This is a genomic window from Streptomyces sp. NPDC013317 (genome assembly GCF_055563155.1).
Genome location: NZ_JBVHDX010000010.1, coordinates 236,616 through 255,294 on the forward strand (window position 1 = coordinate 236,616; position 18,679 = coordinate 255,294).

An 18,679-nucleotide genomic window follows, 5' to 3' on the forward strand; every position below is an offset into this window, starting at 1 on the left:
TGCGGGGGTCGGCGGGAGGGCCGTTATTGTTTCGCGGAGGGGCGAAACTAGGGGGCGGAGCATGGGCTGGTGGCAGATCGACGCGGACGCGATCGCGGGGAGCAGGTTCCTGCTCTCACCGCTGGCCGAGACGACCGCCGCGCTCCAGACGCTGGATCTCAGGTCGGCCGCCCATCCCGGCGAGCGGGCGTGGCTGGAGGCCCATCTGCCCGCCTACCGGGCCCGGTTGGCCGCCGACCCGGTCGACACGCTGCTCGTCCCGGCGGCGCTCGGCACCTCGTGGAACGCCGACTTCGTGACTCCGACACCGGTGGGCGACGGCGAGCGGAGCTTCGAGGAGGAGCTGACCCGGATCCGCGGGACACCGCCCGCGGCAGCCGTGGCGGACCTGGCGGTGTCGCTCGGCGGGCCGGTCCCCGAGCCGCTGGCCTCGGCGACCGATCTCCCGCACCGGATGGCGGAGTTGCTCGCCTGGGTGTGGCGGGAGACGGTCCTGCCGACCTGGCCCCGGCGCCGGCGGATCCTGGAGGCCGATGTGCTGGCGCGCACGGCACGGCTGACCAGGGAGGGCTGGGCGGCCGCCCTGGACGAGCTGAACCCGGGCCGGACGCGCTGGCTGGGTGACGGCCGCCTCCAGGTCAACTCCCGCGACTTTCCGCCACGTTCGGTCGCGGGCGGGCAGCTGGTGCTCGTACCGGTCACGCCGAGCCGGGGATGGGTGTCCTGGGAGGGTGCGGAGCGGTTCGCGATCGTCTACCCGTGCGCCGGGGCCCTGGCCGGGACGGACGGCCCTGCCGTGCCCGAGGCGCTCGGCGCGCTGCTCGGGAGTGCACGGGCCGGGGTGCTCGTCCGCTTGGAATCCCCTCTGTCCACCAGCCAGTTGGTGGCGCTGACGGGACAGGGGCTGGGGTCGGTGGGGCGGCATCTGAAGGTGCTGCTCGACGCCCGGCTGGTACGGCGGAGGAGGGCGGGCCGCTCGGTCCTCTACGACTGGACGGAGGCCGGGGCGACGCTGGTCCGGGCGCAGGGCGCACGGAACGGCCCCCGCTCCGGTGCTCGCGGGGCGGGGGCCGTTCGGTGACGGGGTGGATCAGACCTTCAGGGCCTTGATCGCGGTCGGCGCGTGGCCGGGCTCCGTCGCGAGCTCCTCGAACTCGGTGACGTCGCTCATGTCGACCGTCTTGGACATCGCGATGTTGGTGATGCGCTCCAGGATCGCCTCGACGACGACCGGGACCTGGAACTCGACGGCCATCTTCTTGGCCTGCTCCAGCGCCTCGCCCAGCTTGCTCGGGTCCTCGACGCGGATCGCCTTGACGCCCAGGCCCTCGGCGACCTTGACGTGGTCGACGCCGTAGACGCCGATCTCCGGGGTGTTGATGTTCTCGAACTCGAGGTTGACCTCGAAGTTGATCCCCAGGCCGCCCTGCGCCTGACGGATCAGGCCCAGGTAGGCGTTGTTCACGAGGACGTGGACGTAGGGGACCTTGTGCTGGGCGGCGACCGCCAGCTCCTCGATCATGAACTGGAAGTCGTAGTCGCCGGAGAGGGCGACGACCGGGGTCTCCGGGTCCGCGGTGGCGGCACCGATGGCGGCCGGGATGGTCCAGCCGAGCGGGCCGGCCTGGCCGCAGTTGATCCAGTGGCGCGGCTTGTAGACGTGCAGGAACTGCGCGGCCGCGATCTGCGAGAGACCGATGGTGGTGACGTAGCGCGTGTCCGGGCCGAAGGCCTTGTTCATCTCCTCGTAGACGCGCTGCGGCTTCATCGGGATGTTGTCGAAGTGCGTACGGCGCTGCAGGGTGGCCTTGCGCTCCTGCGCGGAGTCGGCCCAGGCGGAGAAGTCGGGGAGCTTGCCCGCGGCCTTCCACTCCTTGGCGATCGCGACGAAGAGCTCCAGGGCGGCCTTGGCGTCGGAGGCGATGCCGTAGTCCGGGGCGAAGATCTTGCCGAGCTGGGTCGGCTCGACGTCGACGTGGACGAACTTCCGGCCCTTGGTGTAGGCCTCCATGTTGTAACCGGTGTGACGGTTGGCCCAGCGGTTGCCGATGCCCAGGACGAAGTCCGACTCCAGGAACGTGGCGTTGCCGTAGCGGTGCGCGGTCTGGACGCCGACCATGCCGGCGGCCAGCGCGTGGTCGTCCGGGATGGTGCCCCAGCCCATGAGGGTGGAGATGACGGGGATGTTCGTCAGCTCGGCGAACTCGACCAGCAGGTCGGAGGCGTCGGCGTTGATGATGCCGCCACCGGCGACGATCAGGGGGCGCTCGGACTCCAGGAGGAAGTTCAGGGCCTTCTCGGCCTGCGCACGAGTGGCCTGCGGCTTGTAGACCGGCAGCGGCTCGTACGTCTCCGGGTCGAACTCGATCTCGGTCAGCTGGACGTCGATCGGCAGGTCGATGAGGACCGGGCCGGGACGGCCGGAGCGCATCAGGTGGAACGCCTGCTGGAAGACGCCGGGGACCTGCGCGGCCTCCAGGACCGTGGTGGCGGCCTTGGTGACGGGCTTGGCGATCGTGGCGATGTCGACGGCCTGGAAGTCCTCCTTGTGGAGCTTCGAGACCGGGGCCTGGCCGGTGATGCACAGGATCGGGATCGAGTCCGCGATCGCGGAGTACAGGCCGGTGATCATGTCGGTTCCGGCGGGGCCGGAGGTACCGATGCAGACACCGATGTTGCCCGCCTTGGCACGGGTGTAGCCCTCGGCCATGTGGGAGGCGCCCTCGACGTGGCGGGCGAGGGTGTGGGCGATGCCGCCCACGTTCTTGAGCTCGCGGTAGAAGGGGTTGATCGCCGCGCCGGGCACGCCGAACGCGTTGGTGACGCCTTCGCGCTTGAGGATCTCAACGGCCGCTGCGGCGGCGGTCATACGAGGCATGGAGGGCTCCTGCTTCGGCCAGGCGGAAACGGGTGCGCCACCGGCTCGTGGCTCGTTTCCGTATTGCGGAAGTATTGTTCTACTATGTGGAAGCAATGTAGGTCGGGGGGCCGAGAGTCGTCAAGGGAGTGAGGTCGGACGTTGGCCGAACTCACTCCCCTCGCGTGGCGGATTGGTGGACGATGGGGTCGGGAAGACAGGGGGTTCGGCGTGGGGTTCGGTGTGGGTGACTCGGTTCCGGTGCGGTGCCCGGAATGCCTCCGTACACAGCCGTACGCGGCTCCCGTCTTCCCCTGCGCGTGCGGCACCCCGGTCGTGCCGCCGCTGCTCACGGGGGCGACGGGCGAGCCGGTCACGCACCGCAACTGGACGGACGAGTGGGTCACGGTCCGCTGCGCCGCCTGCGGCCGTGAGGACGAATGGCCCCACCCGGAGCTCGGCTGCAGCTGCGGCACGGTCCTGCGGGTTCCTGTGAGTCCGCCGGACGGCGGCCACGCGGCGGGCGGCGGTACGGGCCCGGGACCGGGCGCGACGGCGGGTACGGCGACGGGCGGCGCCACGAGCCAGGGCGCGGGCGCCGACACGGGCGCCTGGCCGCGCGGCCGGGTCGCGGGCCCGGCCACGGACGCGGCCGCCCTGGACGGGTGGCCGGAGACCGACCACGGAACCGATCACGAGCCCGGCCACGAGACGGGCGCCGAGCCGCGCGGCGACGCGGAACCGGCGCCGGGCGGCTGGTTCACGCCGAGGGGCACGACAGGCGAGACGGGCGGTACCGGCAGCGGCACGGGCGGTACCGGCGGGATCGGAGACGTCGGCGGCGCCGGGCGCACGCCGCCGGGCCGCGCGGGCGGCGAGGACGCCGGCCTCGGGGGCGACCCGCATCCGCCGGCCGGACCCTCCGAGAGCCGCGCCCACGCCACACCCGGAACGAGCGGGCACCGCTCCTTCGCCGAGCGCTACCCCGCCCACATACCGCTGCCGCCCACCGCCGCGCACCCGGCACCGCCGAGGCCGTCGTTCCGGCCGATGACCATCCGTACGGCCCGGGACGCGGTCGCCACCTCGGCCGGGTATCTGCGCTGGCTGGGGTTCCGGGACGTCGTCCAGCCCGAGGAGCGGTCCGCGTCCGGCGTCGACCTCCGGGCCCCCGGGCTCGTCGCCCAGGTCGACCCGAGCACCCGCCCCGCCGCCCTGCGCGCCGTCGAGTGCCTCTGGCTCAACGGTCTCAGCAACGCGGCCGTGAGCGTGTTCTTCTCCCTCGCCGGCTACACCCCGGAAGCCCGCTCCCGCGCCGACGAGCTGGGCATACCGCTCTTCGTCCTGGACCTCACCGGCACGCCCCAGCCCGTCAACACCCCGGCCGACGAACTGATCGCCACCGGCGCGTAGGCTCCGGGCGCCCGGAGCCTGATCCGCGCCGAGGATCCCCCCGAACGCTGTCGGTGGGACCCACTACGGTCGCGGGCATGGGAAACCACTTCCAGACCGTCGTCGATCTCGACGCCACCGCCGCGGAGGCCCCCACGCTCGCCCTGCGCGCCCTGGACTGGCTCGTCACGGAGGGGATCGTCCTGGCCGAGCCGGCCGACTGCGTGCTCGGCGCGCCCCTCGGGCATCCGCCCGGGCCGCGCTGGGCGGCGGCCGTGGCGATCGAGGACTGGGATCCGGGCGGCGGCCTGCGGATCGAGGTCGGGCGCACGGCCTTCCACGGCGGCCAGGGCGACGCCCAGTACGCCACCTGCCCGCACTGCGCCGCGCGGACCACGCTCTACACCGACGACTGGGACCAGGTGGAGGGTGCGTCGGAGCCCTTCGACCGGGCCATGGCGACCTGGCACGCGACGGGATCGGCCGCGGTCGACTGCGTCCACTGCGGCCGGGCCGGTGAACTGACCGCCTGGACCTGGGCCGACGACTTCTACGCCTTCGGGTACCTCGGTTTCGAGTTCTGGGACTGGAGCGAGTTCGACCCGCGCTTCCTCGACGCCTTCGCCGCCGCGCTCGGCGGCCATCGGGTCGTCCGGGTGTGGGGGAAGCTCTGAGGCCGGCCCTCAGCTCAAATTAACCTCAGATTTCGGCCATTCACGCGTGATGATCACCCTACGCCGGGCACAACACCCTCGGGGGGTGTTGCGTCATGGGGGCGGACACGTGGTGGTTCATCGGCGCGTCCTGCGCGCAACTGCTCTGCGCGCTCTTCCTGTTGCGAACGCGCAGCCCGCAGCGGACCGAACTCGCCCCGCAGGCACTGGCGTTGCTCAGGGGCGGACGGCGGGCGGTGGTCGTCGTGGCCCTCGTCGCGCTGCACCAGCGCGGGGCGGTCGCGGCCGGCCGCAAGGGAACGATTCGGGCCAACGGCGGCCCCGGCCGCACTCGTGATCCCGTGCAGCTGGGCGTGCACGGTTCGCTGCGCCGTGCCCTGGGGTTGCGTGTCCTGGTCTCGCAGCCGCGGGCCCGGCGCGCCGTGGACGCTCTACGGGCCGAACTCGGCCGGGACGGGCTGCTCCGCCCGCCGGGGCGCCTGCTCGTCGCGCGCACGCTGCTCGTGGGCGCGGTGGTCACAGTGGTGGCGGGCCTGGTCGTCACCGGCCCGTCCGGCTCGGGGCTCGCGCTCGCGCTCACCCTCGGTGCCGGACCGGCCGGTGCCGCGCTCGCCCTGCTCTTCCTGCCGCCGACGACCCGCGCCGCCCGCCGGCTCCTCGCCGGGCTCCGCGAGCGGCACCCGCTGCCCGCGCATCGGCGCGAGGTGACGGACGGCAACCTGGTGCTGCTGTACGTCGCCCTCTACGGTGACCCCGCGCTCGCCCTGTTCCTCCCCCGGTTCTCCCGCGACGGCGGGCTGCTCGGCCGGGGCGGCGGCTCGGACGGCTACGCGACCGGCCGCAGCTGGTTCGGCGGCGGGGACACGGTCGGCGGCACCGGCGGCGAGCCCGGCGGCGGGAGCGGAGCAGGCGGCGCAGGAGGGGGCTCGGACTGAGGTCGCGCGCCATACTCGTCGTATGCGCATCAGAGCGGCCGCACCGGCCGAACTCCCGCTGCTCCAGGACATCGAGCGCGCCGCGGGCGAACCCTTCCGTTCCCTGGGCATGGCGGTCATCGCAGACGACGAGCCCCTGCCGCTGGACGTCCTGGACGCCTACCGCCTGGCCGGCCGCGCCTGGGTGGCCGCCGACGAGGCCGACCACCCGGTCGCCTACCTGCTGGCCGACACCGTCGACGGCGCCGCCCACATCGAGCAGGTCTCCGTGCACCCGGACGCCGCCCACCGGGGCATCGGGCGCGCCCTCATCGAGCACCTCGCCGTGGAGGCGGCCGGGTGGGGTCTCACGGCGCTGACCCTGACGACCTTCACCGAGGTCCCCTGGAACGCCCCGTACTACACCCGTCTCGGCTTCCGTCCGCTCGCCGAGTCCGACCCGGAGCTCACCGCCGGCCTGCGCGCCATCCAGCTGGCCGAGGCCGCCCACGGTCTGGCGACCTGGCCCCGGGTCTGCATGCGCCGCGAGCTGGCGGCGGCGCCCGCACCCCACGCCGTCCCGCCGCCGCAGCGGGCGCCGGCCCCGGAGCGGGCGCCGGCCCCGGAGCGAGCGCAGGGGCGAGCCCCGGACCGGGCACCCTCCCCGTGACACCGGGGGAAGGCCGCAGGGGGCCACTCCGGCCCGGGGCACGCCCCGCGCGGGGGCTCCGCCCTCACCCGTACCGCTGCCGCAGCTCCACCTTCCGCACCTTCCCGCTCACCGTCATCGGGAACTCGGCGAGGACCTCCACCCGGCGCGGGATCTTGTAGTGCGCCAGCCGGTCACGGCAGTACGCGGCGATGTCGTCCAGGCTGGGCGGATCCGTGGGGTCGCGCGGGATCACGCAGGCCAGGATCTCCTCGCCGTAGCGAGAGTCGGGGACGCCGACGACCTGGACGTCGGCGATCTTGTCGTACCCGTGGAGGAACTCCTCGATCTCCCTCGGGTACACGTTCTCACCGCCGCGGATGATCATGTCCTTGATCCGGCCGACGATCTGGACGTAGCCGTCCTCGCGCATCACCGCGAGGTCGCCGGTGTGCATCCAGCGGCCCGGGTCGATCGCCTCGGAGGTCTTGTCCGGCTCGTTCCAGTAGCCGAGCATCACGCCGTAGCCGCGGGTGCACAGCTCGCCCGCCTCCCCGCGCTCCACGGTGAGGCCGGTGGACGGATCGACGATCTTCACCTCCACGTGCGGCAGGACGCGGCCGACCGTGCCCGTCCGGCGCTCCAGGTCGTCGTCGCGGCGCGTCTGGGTGGAGACGGGCGAGGTCTCCGTCATGCCGTAGCAGATGGACACCTCCGCCATGTTCATCTCGGCGACGACCCGCTTCATCACCTCCACCGGGCACGGCGAGCCCGCCATGATGCCCGTGCGCAGGGAGGAGAGGTCGTACGAGGCGAAGTCGGGGAGGCCCAGCTCGGCGATGAACATCGTCGGTACGCCGTACAGCGAGGTGCACCGCTCCTCCTGGACCGCGCGGAGCGTGGCCGCGGGGTCGAAGGACGGGGCGGGGATCACCATGCAGGCGCCGTGCGAGGTCGCCGCCAGGTTTCCCATCACCATGCCGAAGCAGTGGTAGAAGGGCACCGGGATGCAGATCCGGTCCTGCTCCGAGTAGGCGATCATCTCGCCCACGAAGTAACCGTTGTTGAGGATGTTGTGGTGGGAGAGGGTCGCTCCCTTGGGGAACCCCGTCGTGCCCGAGGTGTACTGGATGTTGACGGGCTCGTCGCAGGAGAGCGCGGCCGGGCGCAGCTCTCCGGCCGTACGGCTGAGCAGGTCGTCCCATCCGGCGTCGCCGAAGTAGACGGTCTCCCGCAGCTCCGGGCAGTCGCCCTCGACCTGCTCGACCATCGCCCGGTAGTCACTGGACTTGTGTGTGAGCGAGGCGAAGAGCATCGAGATCCCCGCCTGCCGGAGCACGTACTCCAACTCATGGGCTCGGTATGCGGGGTTGATGGTGACCATGACGGCGCCGATGCGGGCGGTGGCGTACTGGACGAGCACCCACTCGGCGCAGTTCACCGCCCAGATCCCCACCCGGTCGCCCTTGGCCACCCCGCTGCCGAGCAGCGCGTCCGCCAGCCGCTCGACGTCCGCGCCGAACCGTGCGTACGTCCAGCGGCGTCCGGTGGCCACGTCGACGAGCGCCTCGCGCTCCGGCCAGGTCGCGACCGCCCGGTCGAGGTTCGCGCCGATCGTGTCGCCGAGGAGCGGGGTGGGGCTCGCGCCGTGCGCGTAGGAGAGGCTCATGCGAGGTCCCCTTCCGCGTACTCCGTGCCCTCGCCCTTCGCCGTACGCTCGCGCAGTTCGATCCGCCGGATCTTGCCCGATACCGTCTTCGGCAGCTCGGCGAACTCGATGCGCCGCAGCCGCTTGTACGGGGCGAGCACGGCGCGCGAGTGGGCGAAGAGGGCCCGTGCCGTCTCCTCCCCCGGCTCCCAGCCCTCCGCGAGGACGACGTACGCCTTCGGGACGGCGAGCCGCAGCGGATCGGGGGCCGGGACGACGGCCGCCTCGGCCACCGCCTCGTGTTCCAGGAGCGCGCTCTCCAGCTCGAAGGGGCTGATCTTGTAGTCGCTGGCCTTGAAGACGTCGTCGGCCCGCCCGACGTAGGTGATGTACCCCTCGGCGTCGCGGGAGCCGATGTCACCGGTGCGGTAGTAGCCGCCCGCCATCGCCTCGGCCGTGCGCTCGGGGTCGCCGTGGTACCCGGTCATCAGGCCCACCGGGTCGTTCGACAGGTCGAGGCAGATCTCACCCTCCTCGACGTCCGCCTTCCCGCTCACCGGGTCGACGAGCGTGACCCGGAAGCCGGGGCTCGGACGCCCCATCGAGCCCTCCTTCAGGCGCTGGCCGGGGCTGTTGGAGACCTGGACGGCGGTCTCCGTCTGACCGAAGCCGTCGCGGATCGTGACGCCCCACGCCCGGCGCACGGTCTCGATGACCTCGGGGTTGAGCGGCTCGCCGGCCGCGACGACCTCGCGCGGCGGCTGCCTCAGCTGCGTGAGGTCGGCCTGGATGAGCATGCGCCATACGGTCGGCGGCGCACAGAAGCTGGTGACGCCGTTCCGCTCCATCTCGGCCATGAGGCGGGCCGGGTCGAAGCGCGTGTAGTTGTGGATGAAGACGGTCGCCTCGGCGTTCCACGGCGCGAACAGGTTGGACCAGGCGTGCTTGGCCCATCCCGGCGAGGAGATGTTCAGGTGCACGTCGCCGGGCTTGAGGCCGATCCAGTACATGGTCGCCAGATGGCCGACGGGGTACGAGGTGTGGGTGTGCTCGACCAGCTTGGGGCGAGCGGTGGTGCCGGAGGTGAAGTACAGCATCAGCGGGTCGTCGGCGCGTGTGACGCCCTCGGGTTCGAAGCTCCCGGACTCGTCGTACGCGCCCTCGTACGGAGCCCAGCCCGCGCGCTCGCCCCCGACGACGATCCGGGTGTAGTCCCCCGGTACGTCGTCGAACTTGGCGGTGTCCTCGGCGCGCACGATCACATGCCGGGCCCGCCCGCGTTCGACGCGGTCGCGCAGATCGGCGGGGCCGAGGAGCGGGGTGGCGGGGATGACGACGGCCCGTAGCTTCATCGCGGCGAGCGCGGTCTCCCACAGCTCGGCCTGGTTGCCGAGCATGACGATGATCCGGTCACCGGCCCGTACCCCCTGTGCGCGCAGCCAGTTGGCGGCCCGGTGGGAGCGTACGGACATCTCCGCGAAGCTCAGCCGCGTCTCGGTGCCGTCCTCCTCGACGATGTGCAGCGCGGTCCCGTCGTTACCCGCGGCGATGACGTCGAACCAGTCGAGGGCCCAGTTGAACCGGTCGGGGCGGGGCCAGGCGAAGCCCTCGTACGCCGTCTCGTAGTCCTCCCGGTGCTGGAGCAGGAAGTCGCGGGCTGCCCGGAACCTCTCCGTCGCGGTGGTGGCCGTCATGTGTCCTCCTCGTTGCGGTTCCGGTCACGGACATCGTGTAATCAGTGACCCAGGTCTCACTACCCCCGTTCGGGGGTGAAGGAGTGGTCGCGTGACCGAGCGGATCGAATCGGTGGAGTTGCGGGCGGCGCTGGCGCGGATGCGCCGCACCACCGGCCTCGCCGTCGTCTTCGGCGGTCTGCTGCACGACGGCCGCCGGCTGCGGATCGCGGAGCTGAACGGAGCCCTGACGCCCGCCCTGCGGGGGCTCGCGATCTCGACGGGCAGCGGGCTCGGCGGGAAGTGCCTGGCGCTGTCGCGGCCCTGCGCGGTCGTCGACTATCCGTCGGCGCGGCACATCACGCACGAGTACGACGGTCCGGTCTCGACCGAGGGGCTCCGCTCGGTGATCGCCGTGCCCGTGGTCGTACGGCGGAAGGTGCGGGGAGTGCTGTACGGCGCGCTGCGGGACGCGCTGCCGCTGGGTGAGCGCGTCCTCGACGCGGCGGTGTCGGCGGCCAGGGACGTGGAGCAGGCGCTGGCGGTCCGGGACGGGCTGCGGGAGCGGGCGGCGGGCCCCGGGCTCGGCGGTCACGCCGCGAGGCGTGGTCCCGGGCCGGGGGCGGGGCCGGGGTCGCAGCCGGGGCTGGAGCCGGGGCCGGGCGGGGCCTCGTCGCCGTCGTGGGAAGAGGTCCGCCAGGCGCACGGCGAGCTGCGCGAACTGGCCCCACGGATCACGGACCCGGAGCTGCGGGCCCGGCTCCTGGCGGTGTGCGGCCGCCTGGAGACGGCCTCGGCGGGCCCGGAGCGTCCGGCGGGCGTGTCGCTGACGCCCCGCGAGCTGGACGTCCTCGCGGCGGTGGCGACGGGGGCGACGAACGCGGTGGCGGCGGAGCGGCTGGGGCTGCGCGCGGAGACGGTGAAGGGCTATCTGCGCTCGACGATGCGGAAGCTGGGGGCGCACACGCGCCTGGAGGCGGTGGTGGCGGCGAGGAGGGCGGGGCTGCTGCCGTAGCGGCTGATCGTGGTGGGGGGATCCGGGCGTCCTCGGCACCCGGCGGGGCTGCTGCCCTAGCGCGCGACGGTCGTCGGGGCGTCTGCGCTACGCGTCCACGACACCGAACTCGACGGCGAACGGAACGCCCTCCACGCCCGACACTCCGGCTCCCGCCATGCGCTCGGCCTCCTCCGTCAGGGCGGCTCGCTGGGCCTTGGTCGTGCGGCCGAAGGGCTGGATGGTCGTCGTCGTGCGCTCCTTGGTCTCCTCCAGGCGCCACAGCCCGGCGACGAGGCCGTCGAGGAGGAACACGGAGAAGGCCTGGTTCCCCTTCCAGGTGCGGCTCCTGGCCTCGGCGGAGACGAAGCGCGTCCGGTCGGCGTGGGAGAGGAGGAGGTTGTCGTACTCGGGGAGGAAGCGCGGCGGGGCCGGGATGTCGGCGTCGGGGCGGGGGGCGTCGGGGAGGTCGAAGAGCTCGACGCCGTGCTCGTCCCGGAAGGTGAGGAGCTCGGGGCGCAGGCGCTCGAAGGCGTCGCGGAGGCGGGTGAGGCCACACCAGGTCTGCATGTCCTTGACGGAGGCGGGTCCGAAGGCGGCGAGGTAGCGCAGGACCGTCGCGTCGGGGGCGGGGGTGGGTTCGGAGGGGCGGCCGAACCAGTTCTCGGCGGTGGTGAGGCGGACCTGCCCGCTGCGGCGCCAGAGTCCGCGCGGGGTGACCTGGACGAGCGGCAGGAGGCAGCGGGCGGCGACCGAGAGCGACTGGGGGTCGGCGTCGGGCCAGTGGGCGAGGAGCGCCTCGCGGATCTCCTTCGGCGTACGGGGCGCCTCCTCGACGAGCTCGCGGGAGAGGGTGGCGAGCCGGTCGAGGTCGACGCCGTCGAGGCCCTTGCGGAACATGGTCAGCTCGCGGTCGCGGGCGGCCTGGACGAGGGGCCGCAGCGTGAGCACGTCGTGGGCGGTGTGGGTGTGGATGGTGGAGCGCATGGTGACGATCCGGGCGACCGCGCGGGACTCCATGAGGTCGGAGAGGTGCTCGGGCCGGAAGCCGGCGAGACGGGCGGCGAGGGCGTGGTACGGCGGCTTGGTGTTCTGCGCCTGGAGGCCGACGAGGTGGGAGACGGCGTCCTCGGCGGAGAGTGCGGCGGGCTCCAGGAGGAGCTGGCGGGCCAGCGTGGCACGGCCCAGGGCGCGGGTGGAGAGGACCGGGTTCGTGGAGGTGGAGGCCATACGGGCACGCTACCCGGACTTGCGGACAGCTATGGTCCGCAATACGGATGTCCGGCTCGGCGGTTGCGGACCACCGCCGCCGAGCCGCTCGAATTCGCCCCGTATATCCTTCCTGGGAGCCACCGGCCCCGATCATGCATACGGAGATGGACCCCACGATGTCGGATCGTCGCCCCCGCGCAGCCTGGCGCCGCCAACCGGAACCGCCGGCGGCGCAGCGCCCGGAGCCGCAGCCGTCCGGACCCGGCTCCGAGCAGGCGGACCGGCCGAGCGTGGTGCAGGCGACGCTGTACCGTGACGGCCGCAAGGTCGCCTCCCCCGCGACGCTGGCCGAGACGTTCCGCCAGCTGCGCGAGCACCCGGACGGCATGGCGTGGATCGGCCTGCACCGCCCGACGGAGTCCGAACTGCACTCGCTGGCGGGCGAGTTCGACCTCCATGAGCTGGCGGTCGAGGACGCGCTCGAGGCGCATCAGCGGCCGAAGCTGGAGCGCTACGGGGACACGCTCTTCGTGGTGCTGCGCGCGGCCCGCTACCTGGACGCCCAGGAGGAGGTCGACTTCGGCGAGCTGCACGTCTTCGTGGGCCGGGACTTCGTGATCACGGTCCGCCACGGGGCCGCCCCGGACCTGTCGGCCGTCCGCCACCGCATGGAGGAGGACCCGGATCTGCTGGCCCTCGGCCCGGAGGCGGTCCTGTACGCGATCCTCGACGCGGTCGTGGACGGCTACGCGCCGGTGGTGGCGGGGGTCCAGAACGACATCGACGAGATCGAGACCGAGGTCTTCGGCGGCGACCCGGCGGTCTCGCGCCGCATCTACGAACTCTCCCGGGAGATGGTCGAGTTCCAGCGCGCGACCCGCCCGTTGGTGGGCATGCTGCACGGCCTGATGGCGGGCTTCGCCAAATACGGCACGGACGAGGAACTCCAGCGCTACCTCCGCGACGTGGCCGACCACGTCACCCACACCAGCGAACGCGTGGACGGCTTCCGCCAGGCCCTGACGGAGATCCTGACGGTGAACGCGACGCTGGTGACACAGCAGCAGAACGCGGAGATGCGGGCGTTGGCGGAGGCGGGCTTCGAGCAGAACGAGGAGATCAAGAAGATCTCCTCGTGGGCCGCCATCCTCTTCGCCCCCACCCTGGTCGGCACGATCTACGGGATGAACTTCGACAACATGCCGGAGCTGCACTGGGCGGGCGGGTATCCGTTCGCGGTGGTGCTGATGGCGGTGGTGTGTACGAGTCTGTACGTGGTCTTCAAGAAGAAGGACTGGCTGTAGGCCGCACCTCGAAACGCTTGATCGACTCAGCGGTCGCCGACCGAGAGCCGTGTATCACCCATCTCACCACCGGGAGAACCCGTGACCGACAGCAAGAACATCAACAACCCCGTGGGCCAGGGCGGCGGCCAGCGCAAGAGGCAGTCCCGCGCCGAGCGGCAGAACAACGGTCCGCACCGCAACCTCGACCGGCAGGGCGCCGCCGACAGGAAGGCGGAGCTGGTGCGCAAGATGCGCGAGAAGGCCCGCGCGACCGAGCCCGCCGCCGGGCAGGCGGGCGAGGACGCCACGCAGAGCTGACGCACCGCCGCCGCAGGGCGGCACCGCACGGGACAGGGCCCGGACCGCGACGCAGCGGTCCGGGCCCTGCCGTCAGCCCTGACGGGCAGGGCGCAGTTCGCGTTCGAGGGCGGCGAGGGCGAACGCGTGTGCCGAGGTGTGCTGCCAGCGGGAGCGGCCGAACATCACGTCCTCGGCGAGCCCGCTCAGCATGGCCACGGCCCGGATGGTGAACTCGGGGAGGTCCACGTCGGCGAAGTGCCCCAGGTCCCGCCCCTCGCGAAGGATCGCCTCCAGGCGCTCGTCCCAGCCGTCCAGCAGCTCGGTGAGGACGCGTCGGCCCGCTTCGTCGTGGCGCTGGGCGAGCACCTGCGTCCACAGCGCGTAGCGTTCGTCGCCCTGGTGGCGGGGGAGGTAGAAGCGGACGAACAGGTCCAGCTTCTCGGCGGGGGACGCGGCCTGGTCGGTGGCCTGCCGGAACCGGGTCCAGAGGTCCGCCTGGCTCCAGGCGAGGACTTCGAGCAGGAGCCGGTCCTTCTTGCCGAAGTGGTAGAGGATGTGCCCGGTGCTCATGCCGGCCCTCTCGGCGATGTCCGACATCCGCAGGGCCGCCGTGCCCTTCTCGGCGATGACGCTGATGGCGGCCTGCATGGCCCTCCCCCGCGCCTCGTCCCCGCTGGACTGACGTTTCCGGTCGATCGGGACCCGGGCCTCGGGCCGCGAGACGGCGCCGCTCCCGGCGCCCGCCGGCCCGGTCACGCCTTTCGGCCGGAGGAGGCGGTCGGGCAGCCCGGGTCCGGTCTCTGACGTTGCCATGAGCTCGCTTTCGGTTCCGGAAATCCAGGCCCCAAGTCTAGGTTCCGAAAATCTAGACTCTTAGTCTAGACTGAAAATCTAGTTAATGTGATGGGGAGTGTGACGGCCGGCTGTACCCGGCCGCCCCGACGGCCAGCGGCCCACCTGCCCTGCTCACCACCCGGGAGAAACCCACATGACGCGCGGATTCGATGTCGTGGAGACCTGTATCGCCGACCTGCGCGCAGCGCTGGAGAAGGGCGAGACGACCGCGGTCGGACTGCTCGACGCCTACCTCGCGCGGATCGACGCGTACGACCGGCCCGGTACGGCCACCGCTCTGAACGCGATGGTCGTGATGAACCCGCGCGCCCGGGCGGAGGCGGAGGCCTCCGACGCCCGCCGCGCGCGCGGCGAGACCCTGGGCCCGCTGGACGGCATCCCGTACACCGCCAAGGACAGCTACCTCGCCGAAGGACTCACGGCCGCGTCCGGCTCCCCGGCGTTCGAGCACCTCGTCGCCCAGCACGACGCCTTCGCCATCGAGCGCCTGCGCGCCGGCGGCGCGGTCCTGATCGGCCTGACCAACATGCCGCCGATGGCGAACGGCGGCATGCAGCGCGGCGTGTACGGCCGCGCGGAGAGCCCGTACAGCGCCGACTGGCTCACCAGCGCCTACGGCTCCGGCTCCTCCAACGGCTCCGGCACGGCGACGGCGGCCTCCTTCGGCGCGTTCGGCCTCGGCGAGGAGACCTGGTCCTCGGGCCGTGCCCCCGCCTCCAACAACGCGCTGTGCGCCTACACCCCCAGCCGCGGCGTGATCTCGGTCCGTGGCAACTGGCCGCTCGTACCGACCATGGACGTCGTGGTCCCGCACACCCGCACCATGGCCGACCTGCTCGAACTGCTCGACGTCGTCGTCGCCGACGACCCGCACACCCGCGGGGACCTCTGGCGCGCACAGCCGTGGGTGGCACTGCCCTCGCCGTCCCAGGTACGCCCCGCCTCCTACCCGGCCCTCGCCCCCGCCGACGCCGCGGCCGCATCCGAAGCGCTCGCCGGCAAGCGGGTCGGCGTGCCCCGGATGTACATCAACGCCGACCCCGACGCCGGAACGAACCCCGACGGAGGCATCGGCGGCCAGACCGGACAGCGCATCGACACCCGCCCCTCGGTGATCACCCTGTGGGAAGCCGCCCGCCGCGACCTCGAGGCCGCCGGCGCCGAGGTCGTCGAGGTCGACTTCCCCGTGGTGTCCCGCTACGAGTCCGACCGCCCCGGGGCGCCCTCGCTGCTCACCCGCGGACTGGTCAGCCGCGAGTACCTCACCTTCGAGATCGAGGACCTCTCCGCCTGGGCCTGGGACGACTTCCTGCGCGCCAACGGCGACCCCGCGCTCTCCACCCTGGCCGACGTCGACGGCGACCGCATCTGGCCCAAGCAGGAGGGCGAACTGCCCGACCGGTACGACGGCTTCGACGACACGATCGGCGACTACCCCCGCTTCGTGCGCGAGCGCCCGTACGCGTCCCTCGCCGACATGCCGCTCCTCGAGCAGGGACTGCGCGGACTGGAGGAGACGCGCCGCGTCGACCTGGAGCTGTGGATGGACGGACTGGGCCTGGACGCGGTGGTCTTCCCCGCGGTGGCCGACGTGGGCCCCGCGGACATGGACGTCGACGTGGCGTCCGCCGACCTCGGCTGGCGCAACGGCGTCTGGGTCGCCAACGGCAACCTGGTCCCCCGCCACCTGGGCATCCCGACCGTCACCGTGCCCATGGGCACCATGACGGACACCGGCATGCCCGTCGGGCTGACCTTCGCGGGCCGCGCCTACGACGACAACGCCCTGCTGGCCCTCGCTGCGGCCTTCGAGAAGACCGGCAGCCGACGCACGGCGCCGCCGCGCACGCCGCGCCTGACCGCGCGGTGACCTGACGCGCGGAGGAGGGGGCGTGGCCGCAGGCCACGCCCCCTCCTCCGCGTGCGCGGACAGCCTGGCGGTCGCGTACACGCCCCGTACGCCCCCCGCGTGCGCGACGGGTTGGTGCCCGCGTTCTCGTCCACGGCGGGTGGCGCCGGTCGGGCGCCGGGTTCACGTCGGCCGGAGTCGCGCTACGGGAGCAGTTCGAGCGTGACGTGCGGGGCGAGGGCGCGCAGGAAGTCGGCGGCGTCGAAGATCTCGCCCGCGGCGGCGACGCCGACGGTGCGGGTGCGGCCGGTGAGCACGCGTTCGAGGGCTTCGACGACGAGGGGCGCCGTGACGGCGTAGATGTCCTGTCCGTGGGCCACCGCGCGGCGCTCGGCGCCGCCGAGCCGTACGACCGCGTCGACGACGAAGGTCTGGTCCGACCGCCCGCTCTCGTCGGCGGCGGCCGGCGCCGGTGTGCCGGGGGCCGCGATGTCCTGGACGGCGTCGACCGTCATGTAGGTCGTGACCTCCGGGACGGAGAGGTGGCTGGGCACGGTCACGACGTCGGCCATGGTGAACTCCCCGATCACGGGCCGGGGGCCCATCGGCCGCGGGAAGGGCCAGGTGAGGGTGGGCGGGGCGTCGGTGCGGTACTCCCACTGTCCGCCGGTGTAGCGCATGCGTCGCTCACCGCGCCGCTCCCGGGAGACCGCGCCCGAGCGCCGCGTCCCCGCGGTGGGGTGCCAGCTGCTCAGGCCGTAGGCGATGTGCACCTCGTCGGCCTCGGTCCAGTCGCTCATGGCGGCGGTGGCGAGCAGGTCTCCGAGGCCGCCGAAGAAGGCCATCGCGGGAACGACCACCGCGCCGGCGTCGCGCGCCCGGTCGGCGTAGTGGGCGAAGGTGTCGATGTTGGCCTCCAGCTCGGCGGCCACGTCCAGGTACGGGATCCCGGCCCGGAGGGCCGCCTCGATCACGGGGGCGGTCGTCGAGGCGAAGGGCCCGGCGCAGTTGACGACGGCGGCCGTACCGGCCAGCGCACGGTCGAGCGATGCCGGGTCGTCCACCGTCGCGGGGCGGGCGTCCAGACCGGACTCGTCCGCCAGCGTCTCGAGCCTGCCCGTGTCGCGGCCGGACAGCACGGGGACGAAGCCCCGCTCCACCAGCTCCGCCACCACGAAACGACCTGTGTGCCCGTACGCGCCGAACACCGCCACCAGCTGCCCCGATCCCATGAACCCGCTCCTCCGCGCCGAGTGCCGTGCCGCGGATCCGTGTGATCCGCCGCGCTCCGTCATGAGAATCCTGGCGCGGGCCAGGCCTTCACACGAGTGTCCGGAACGACATGACCCGTACACTTCCGGACGTGACCACCGTTGCCCTGGCCCTCACCGACGGCATGCTCCACTTCGAACTGTCCCTGGCGATCGAGGTCTTCGGATCCGATCTGACCCACATCGTCGACCCCTGGTACGACGTCGCGCTCTGCGGCCCGAGCGCCGTCCGGGTCGGCCGGTTCCGGCTGGATCCCGACCACGGGCTCGACCACCTCCGGCGAGCCGACACCGTGATCGTCCCCGGCTGGGCCGACGTCGACCAGGAGCCGCCGGCCGAGCTGGTCGACGCCGTGCGAGCGGCCCACGAGGCGGGCGCCCGTGTGGCCTCGCTGTGCACGGGTGCCTTCGTCCTCGCCGCCGCCGGCCTCCTGGACGACCGGGTCGCGACCACGCACTGGGCGCACACCGAGGAGCTGATCAGACGCCACCCCCGGGTCACGGTGGATCCCGACGTCCTCTACGTGGACGACGGCAGCGTGCTCACCTCCGCGGGCAAGGCCGCCGCCATGGACCTGTGTCTGCACCTGGTACGCCTCGACCACGGCTCGGCCGTCGCCAACACGATCGCCCGGCGCCTGGTCGTCCCTCCGCACCGCGACGGGGGCCAGGCCCAGTTCGTGACCACTCCCGTGCCCGCCCCCGGCAACCACCCGCTGGCCGACCTGCTCCCCTGGGTGCTGCAGCGTCTCGACCAGGCGCTCACCGTGGAGGACCTGGCCCGTCAGGCCGGGATGAGCTCGCGCCACCTGGGGCGCCACTTCAGAGCGGTCACCGGCACCACTCCACTGCAGCGGCTGCTCACGCAACGCATCCGGCATGCGCAGGAGTTGCTGGAGACCACCGACGGCACCGTCGACACGGTCGCGACGGCGACCGGCATGGGCACCGCCACCACCCTGCGCCGACACTTCGCCCGGACGGTCGGCGTCCCGCCGGACACCTACCGCCGCACGTTCCGCACCCGGACCCGCGACGCCCGACAGGAGATCCGAACCCCCTAGGGCGTGTTGCGAAAGTCCCGCCTGCCCCGCGACGCCTGGCA

15 protein-coding genes and 1 pseudogene are annotated in these 18,679 nt (G+C 72.8%); 10 read left to right on the forward strand and 6 right to left on the reverse strand.

What is annotated here, in order from left to right; translation table 11 throughout:
- The first annotated feature begins 61 nt into the window (after positions 1–61).
- The gene (locus ACZ3IJ_RS25640) at positions 62–1,081 is read left to right on the forward strand and encodes a transcriptional regulator (protein ID WP_467471814.1); all 1,020 of its coding nucleotides are present in this window, start codon (positions 62–64) and stop codon (positions 1,079–1,081) included.
- Positions 1,082–1,090: 9 nt separating this feature from the next.
- Here the strand turns inward: ACZ3IJ_RS25640 and gcl are convergent, their stop codons facing one another.
- Entirely contained in the window at positions 1,091–2,878 is a 1,788-nt protein-coding gene (gene gcl, locus ACZ3IJ_RS25645) for a glyoxylate carboligase (RefSeq protein ID WP_467471816.1), read from the reverse strand.
- Positions 2,879–3,841: 963 nt separating this feature from the next.
- Between gcl and ACZ3IJ_RS25650 the strand changes: the two are divergent.
- From ACZ3IJ_RS25650 to ACZ3IJ_RS25665, 4 genes and pseudogenes are all read left to right on the forward strand, one after another.
- Positions 3,842–4,270, forward strand: a pseudogene (locus ACZ3IJ_RS25650) (hypothetical protein); the annotation flags it as partial.
- Positions 4,271–4,347: 77 nt separating this feature from the next.
- Positions 4,348–4,923 carry a hypothetical protein gene (locus tag ACZ3IJ_RS25655; protein WP_467471818.1) on the forward strand — a complete coding sequence of 192 codons (576 nt, stop codon included), beginning with the start codon at positions 4,348–4,350 and terminating at the stop codon, positions 4,921–4,923.
- A gap of 95 nt (positions 4,924–5,018) precedes the next feature.
- Complete coding sequence (locus ACZ3IJ_RS25660) at positions 5,019–5,858, forward strand: TIGR04222 domain-containing membrane protein (protein WP_467471820.1); 840 nt, start codon at positions 5,019–5,021, stop codon at positions 5,856–5,858.
- A 22-nt stretch (positions 5,859–5,880) separates the two neighbouring features.
- Positions 5,881–6,507 carry a GNAT family N-acetyltransferase gene (locus ACZ3IJ_RS25665; RefSeq protein WP_467471823.1) on the forward strand — a complete coding sequence of 209 codons (627 nt, stop codon included), beginning with the start codon at positions 5,881–5,883 and terminating at the stop codon, positions 6,505–6,507.
- A 64-nt stretch (positions 6,508–6,571) separates the two neighbouring features.
- Here ACZ3IJ_RS25665 and ACZ3IJ_RS25670 read toward each other — a convergent pair whose 3' ends face one another.
- Together ACZ3IJ_RS25670 and ACZ3IJ_RS25675 are read right to left on the reverse strand one after the other, a co-directional pair.
- Positions 6,572–8,155: an AMP-binding protein gene (locus tag ACZ3IJ_RS25670; RefSeq protein WP_467471826.1), complete on the reverse strand. Its 1,584-nt coding sequence runs from the start codon at positions 8,153–8,155 to the stop codon at positions 6,572–6,574.
- Positions 8,152–9,828, reverse strand: a complete 1,677-nt coding sequence (locus ACZ3IJ_RS25675) for an AMP-binding protein (RefSeq protein ID WP_467471827.1) — start codon at positions 9,826–9,828, stop codon at positions 8,152–8,154. The genes ACZ3IJ_RS25670 and ACZ3IJ_RS25675 overlap by 4 nt, the downstream gene beginning before the upstream one ends.
- A 91-nt stretch (positions 9,829–9,919) precedes the next feature.
- On the opposite strand from ACZ3IJ_RS25675, the gene ACZ3IJ_RS25680 reads away from it, so the two are divergent.
- The gene (locus ACZ3IJ_RS25680; RefSeq protein ID WP_467471829.1) at positions 9,920–10,822 is read left to right on the forward strand and encodes a helix-turn-helix transcriptional regulator; all 903 of its coding nucleotides are present in this window, start codon (positions 9,920–9,922) and stop codon (positions 10,820–10,822) included.
- A gap of 87 nt (positions 10,823–10,909) precedes the next feature.
- On the opposite strand, the gene ACZ3IJ_RS25685 is transcribed toward ACZ3IJ_RS25680, so the two are convergent.
- Complete coding sequence (locus tag ACZ3IJ_RS25685) at positions 10,910–12,031, reverse strand: winged helix DNA-binding domain-containing protein (RefSeq protein ID WP_467471831.1); 1,122 nt, start codon at positions 12,029–12,031, stop codon at positions 10,910–10,912.
- A 158-nt stretch (positions 12,032–12,189) separates the two neighbouring features.
- Here ACZ3IJ_RS25685 and ACZ3IJ_RS25690 point away from each other — a divergent pair, with 158 nt between their 5' ends.
- Positions 12,190–13,317 carry a magnesium and cobalt transport protein CorA gene (locus ACZ3IJ_RS25690; RefSeq protein ID WP_467471833.1) on the forward strand — a complete coding sequence of 376 codons (1,128 nt, stop codon included), beginning with the start codon at positions 12,190–12,192 and terminating at the stop codon, positions 13,315–13,317.
- An 81-nt stretch (positions 13,318–13,398) separates the two neighbouring features.
- A complete protein-coding gene (locus tag ACZ3IJ_RS25695; RefSeq protein WP_467471835.1) occupies positions 13,399–13,617 on the forward strand; it encodes a DUF6243 family protein in 219 nt (72 codons plus the stop codon).
- A 72-nt stretch (positions 13,618–13,689) separates the two neighbouring features.
- Here ACZ3IJ_RS25695 and ACZ3IJ_RS25700 read toward each other — a convergent pair whose 3' ends face one another.
- Complete coding sequence (locus ACZ3IJ_RS25700; protein WP_467471837.1) at positions 13,690–14,412, reverse strand: TetR/AcrR family transcriptional regulator; 723 nt, start codon at positions 14,410–14,412, stop codon at positions 13,690–13,692.
- A gap of 175 nt (positions 14,413–14,587) precedes the next feature.
- Here ACZ3IJ_RS25700 and ACZ3IJ_RS25705 point away from each other — a divergent pair, with 175 nt between their 5' ends.
- Positions 14,588–16,324 carry an amidase gene (locus ACZ3IJ_RS25705; protein ID WP_467471839.1) on the forward strand — a complete coding sequence of 579 codons (1,737 nt, stop codon included), beginning with the start codon at positions 14,588–14,590 and terminating at the stop codon, positions 16,322–16,324.
- Positions 16,325–16,506: 182 nt separating this feature from the next.
- On the opposite strand, the gene ACZ3IJ_RS25710 is transcribed toward ACZ3IJ_RS25705, so the two are convergent.
- Complete coding sequence (locus tag ACZ3IJ_RS25710) at positions 16,507–17,535, reverse strand: saccharopine dehydrogenase family protein (protein WP_467471840.1); 1,029 nt, start codon at positions 17,533–17,535, stop codon at positions 16,507–16,509.
- A gap of 131 nt (positions 17,536–17,666) precedes the next feature.
- Between ACZ3IJ_RS25710 and ACZ3IJ_RS25715 the strand changes: the two genes are divergently transcribed.
- Positions 17,667–18,638 carry a helix-turn-helix domain-containing protein gene (locus ACZ3IJ_RS25715; protein ID WP_467471842.1) on the forward strand — a complete coding sequence of 324 codons (972 nt, stop codon included), beginning with the start codon at positions 17,667–17,669 and terminating at the stop codon, positions 18,636–18,638.
- Positions 18,639–18,679: the final 41 nt, after the last annotated feature.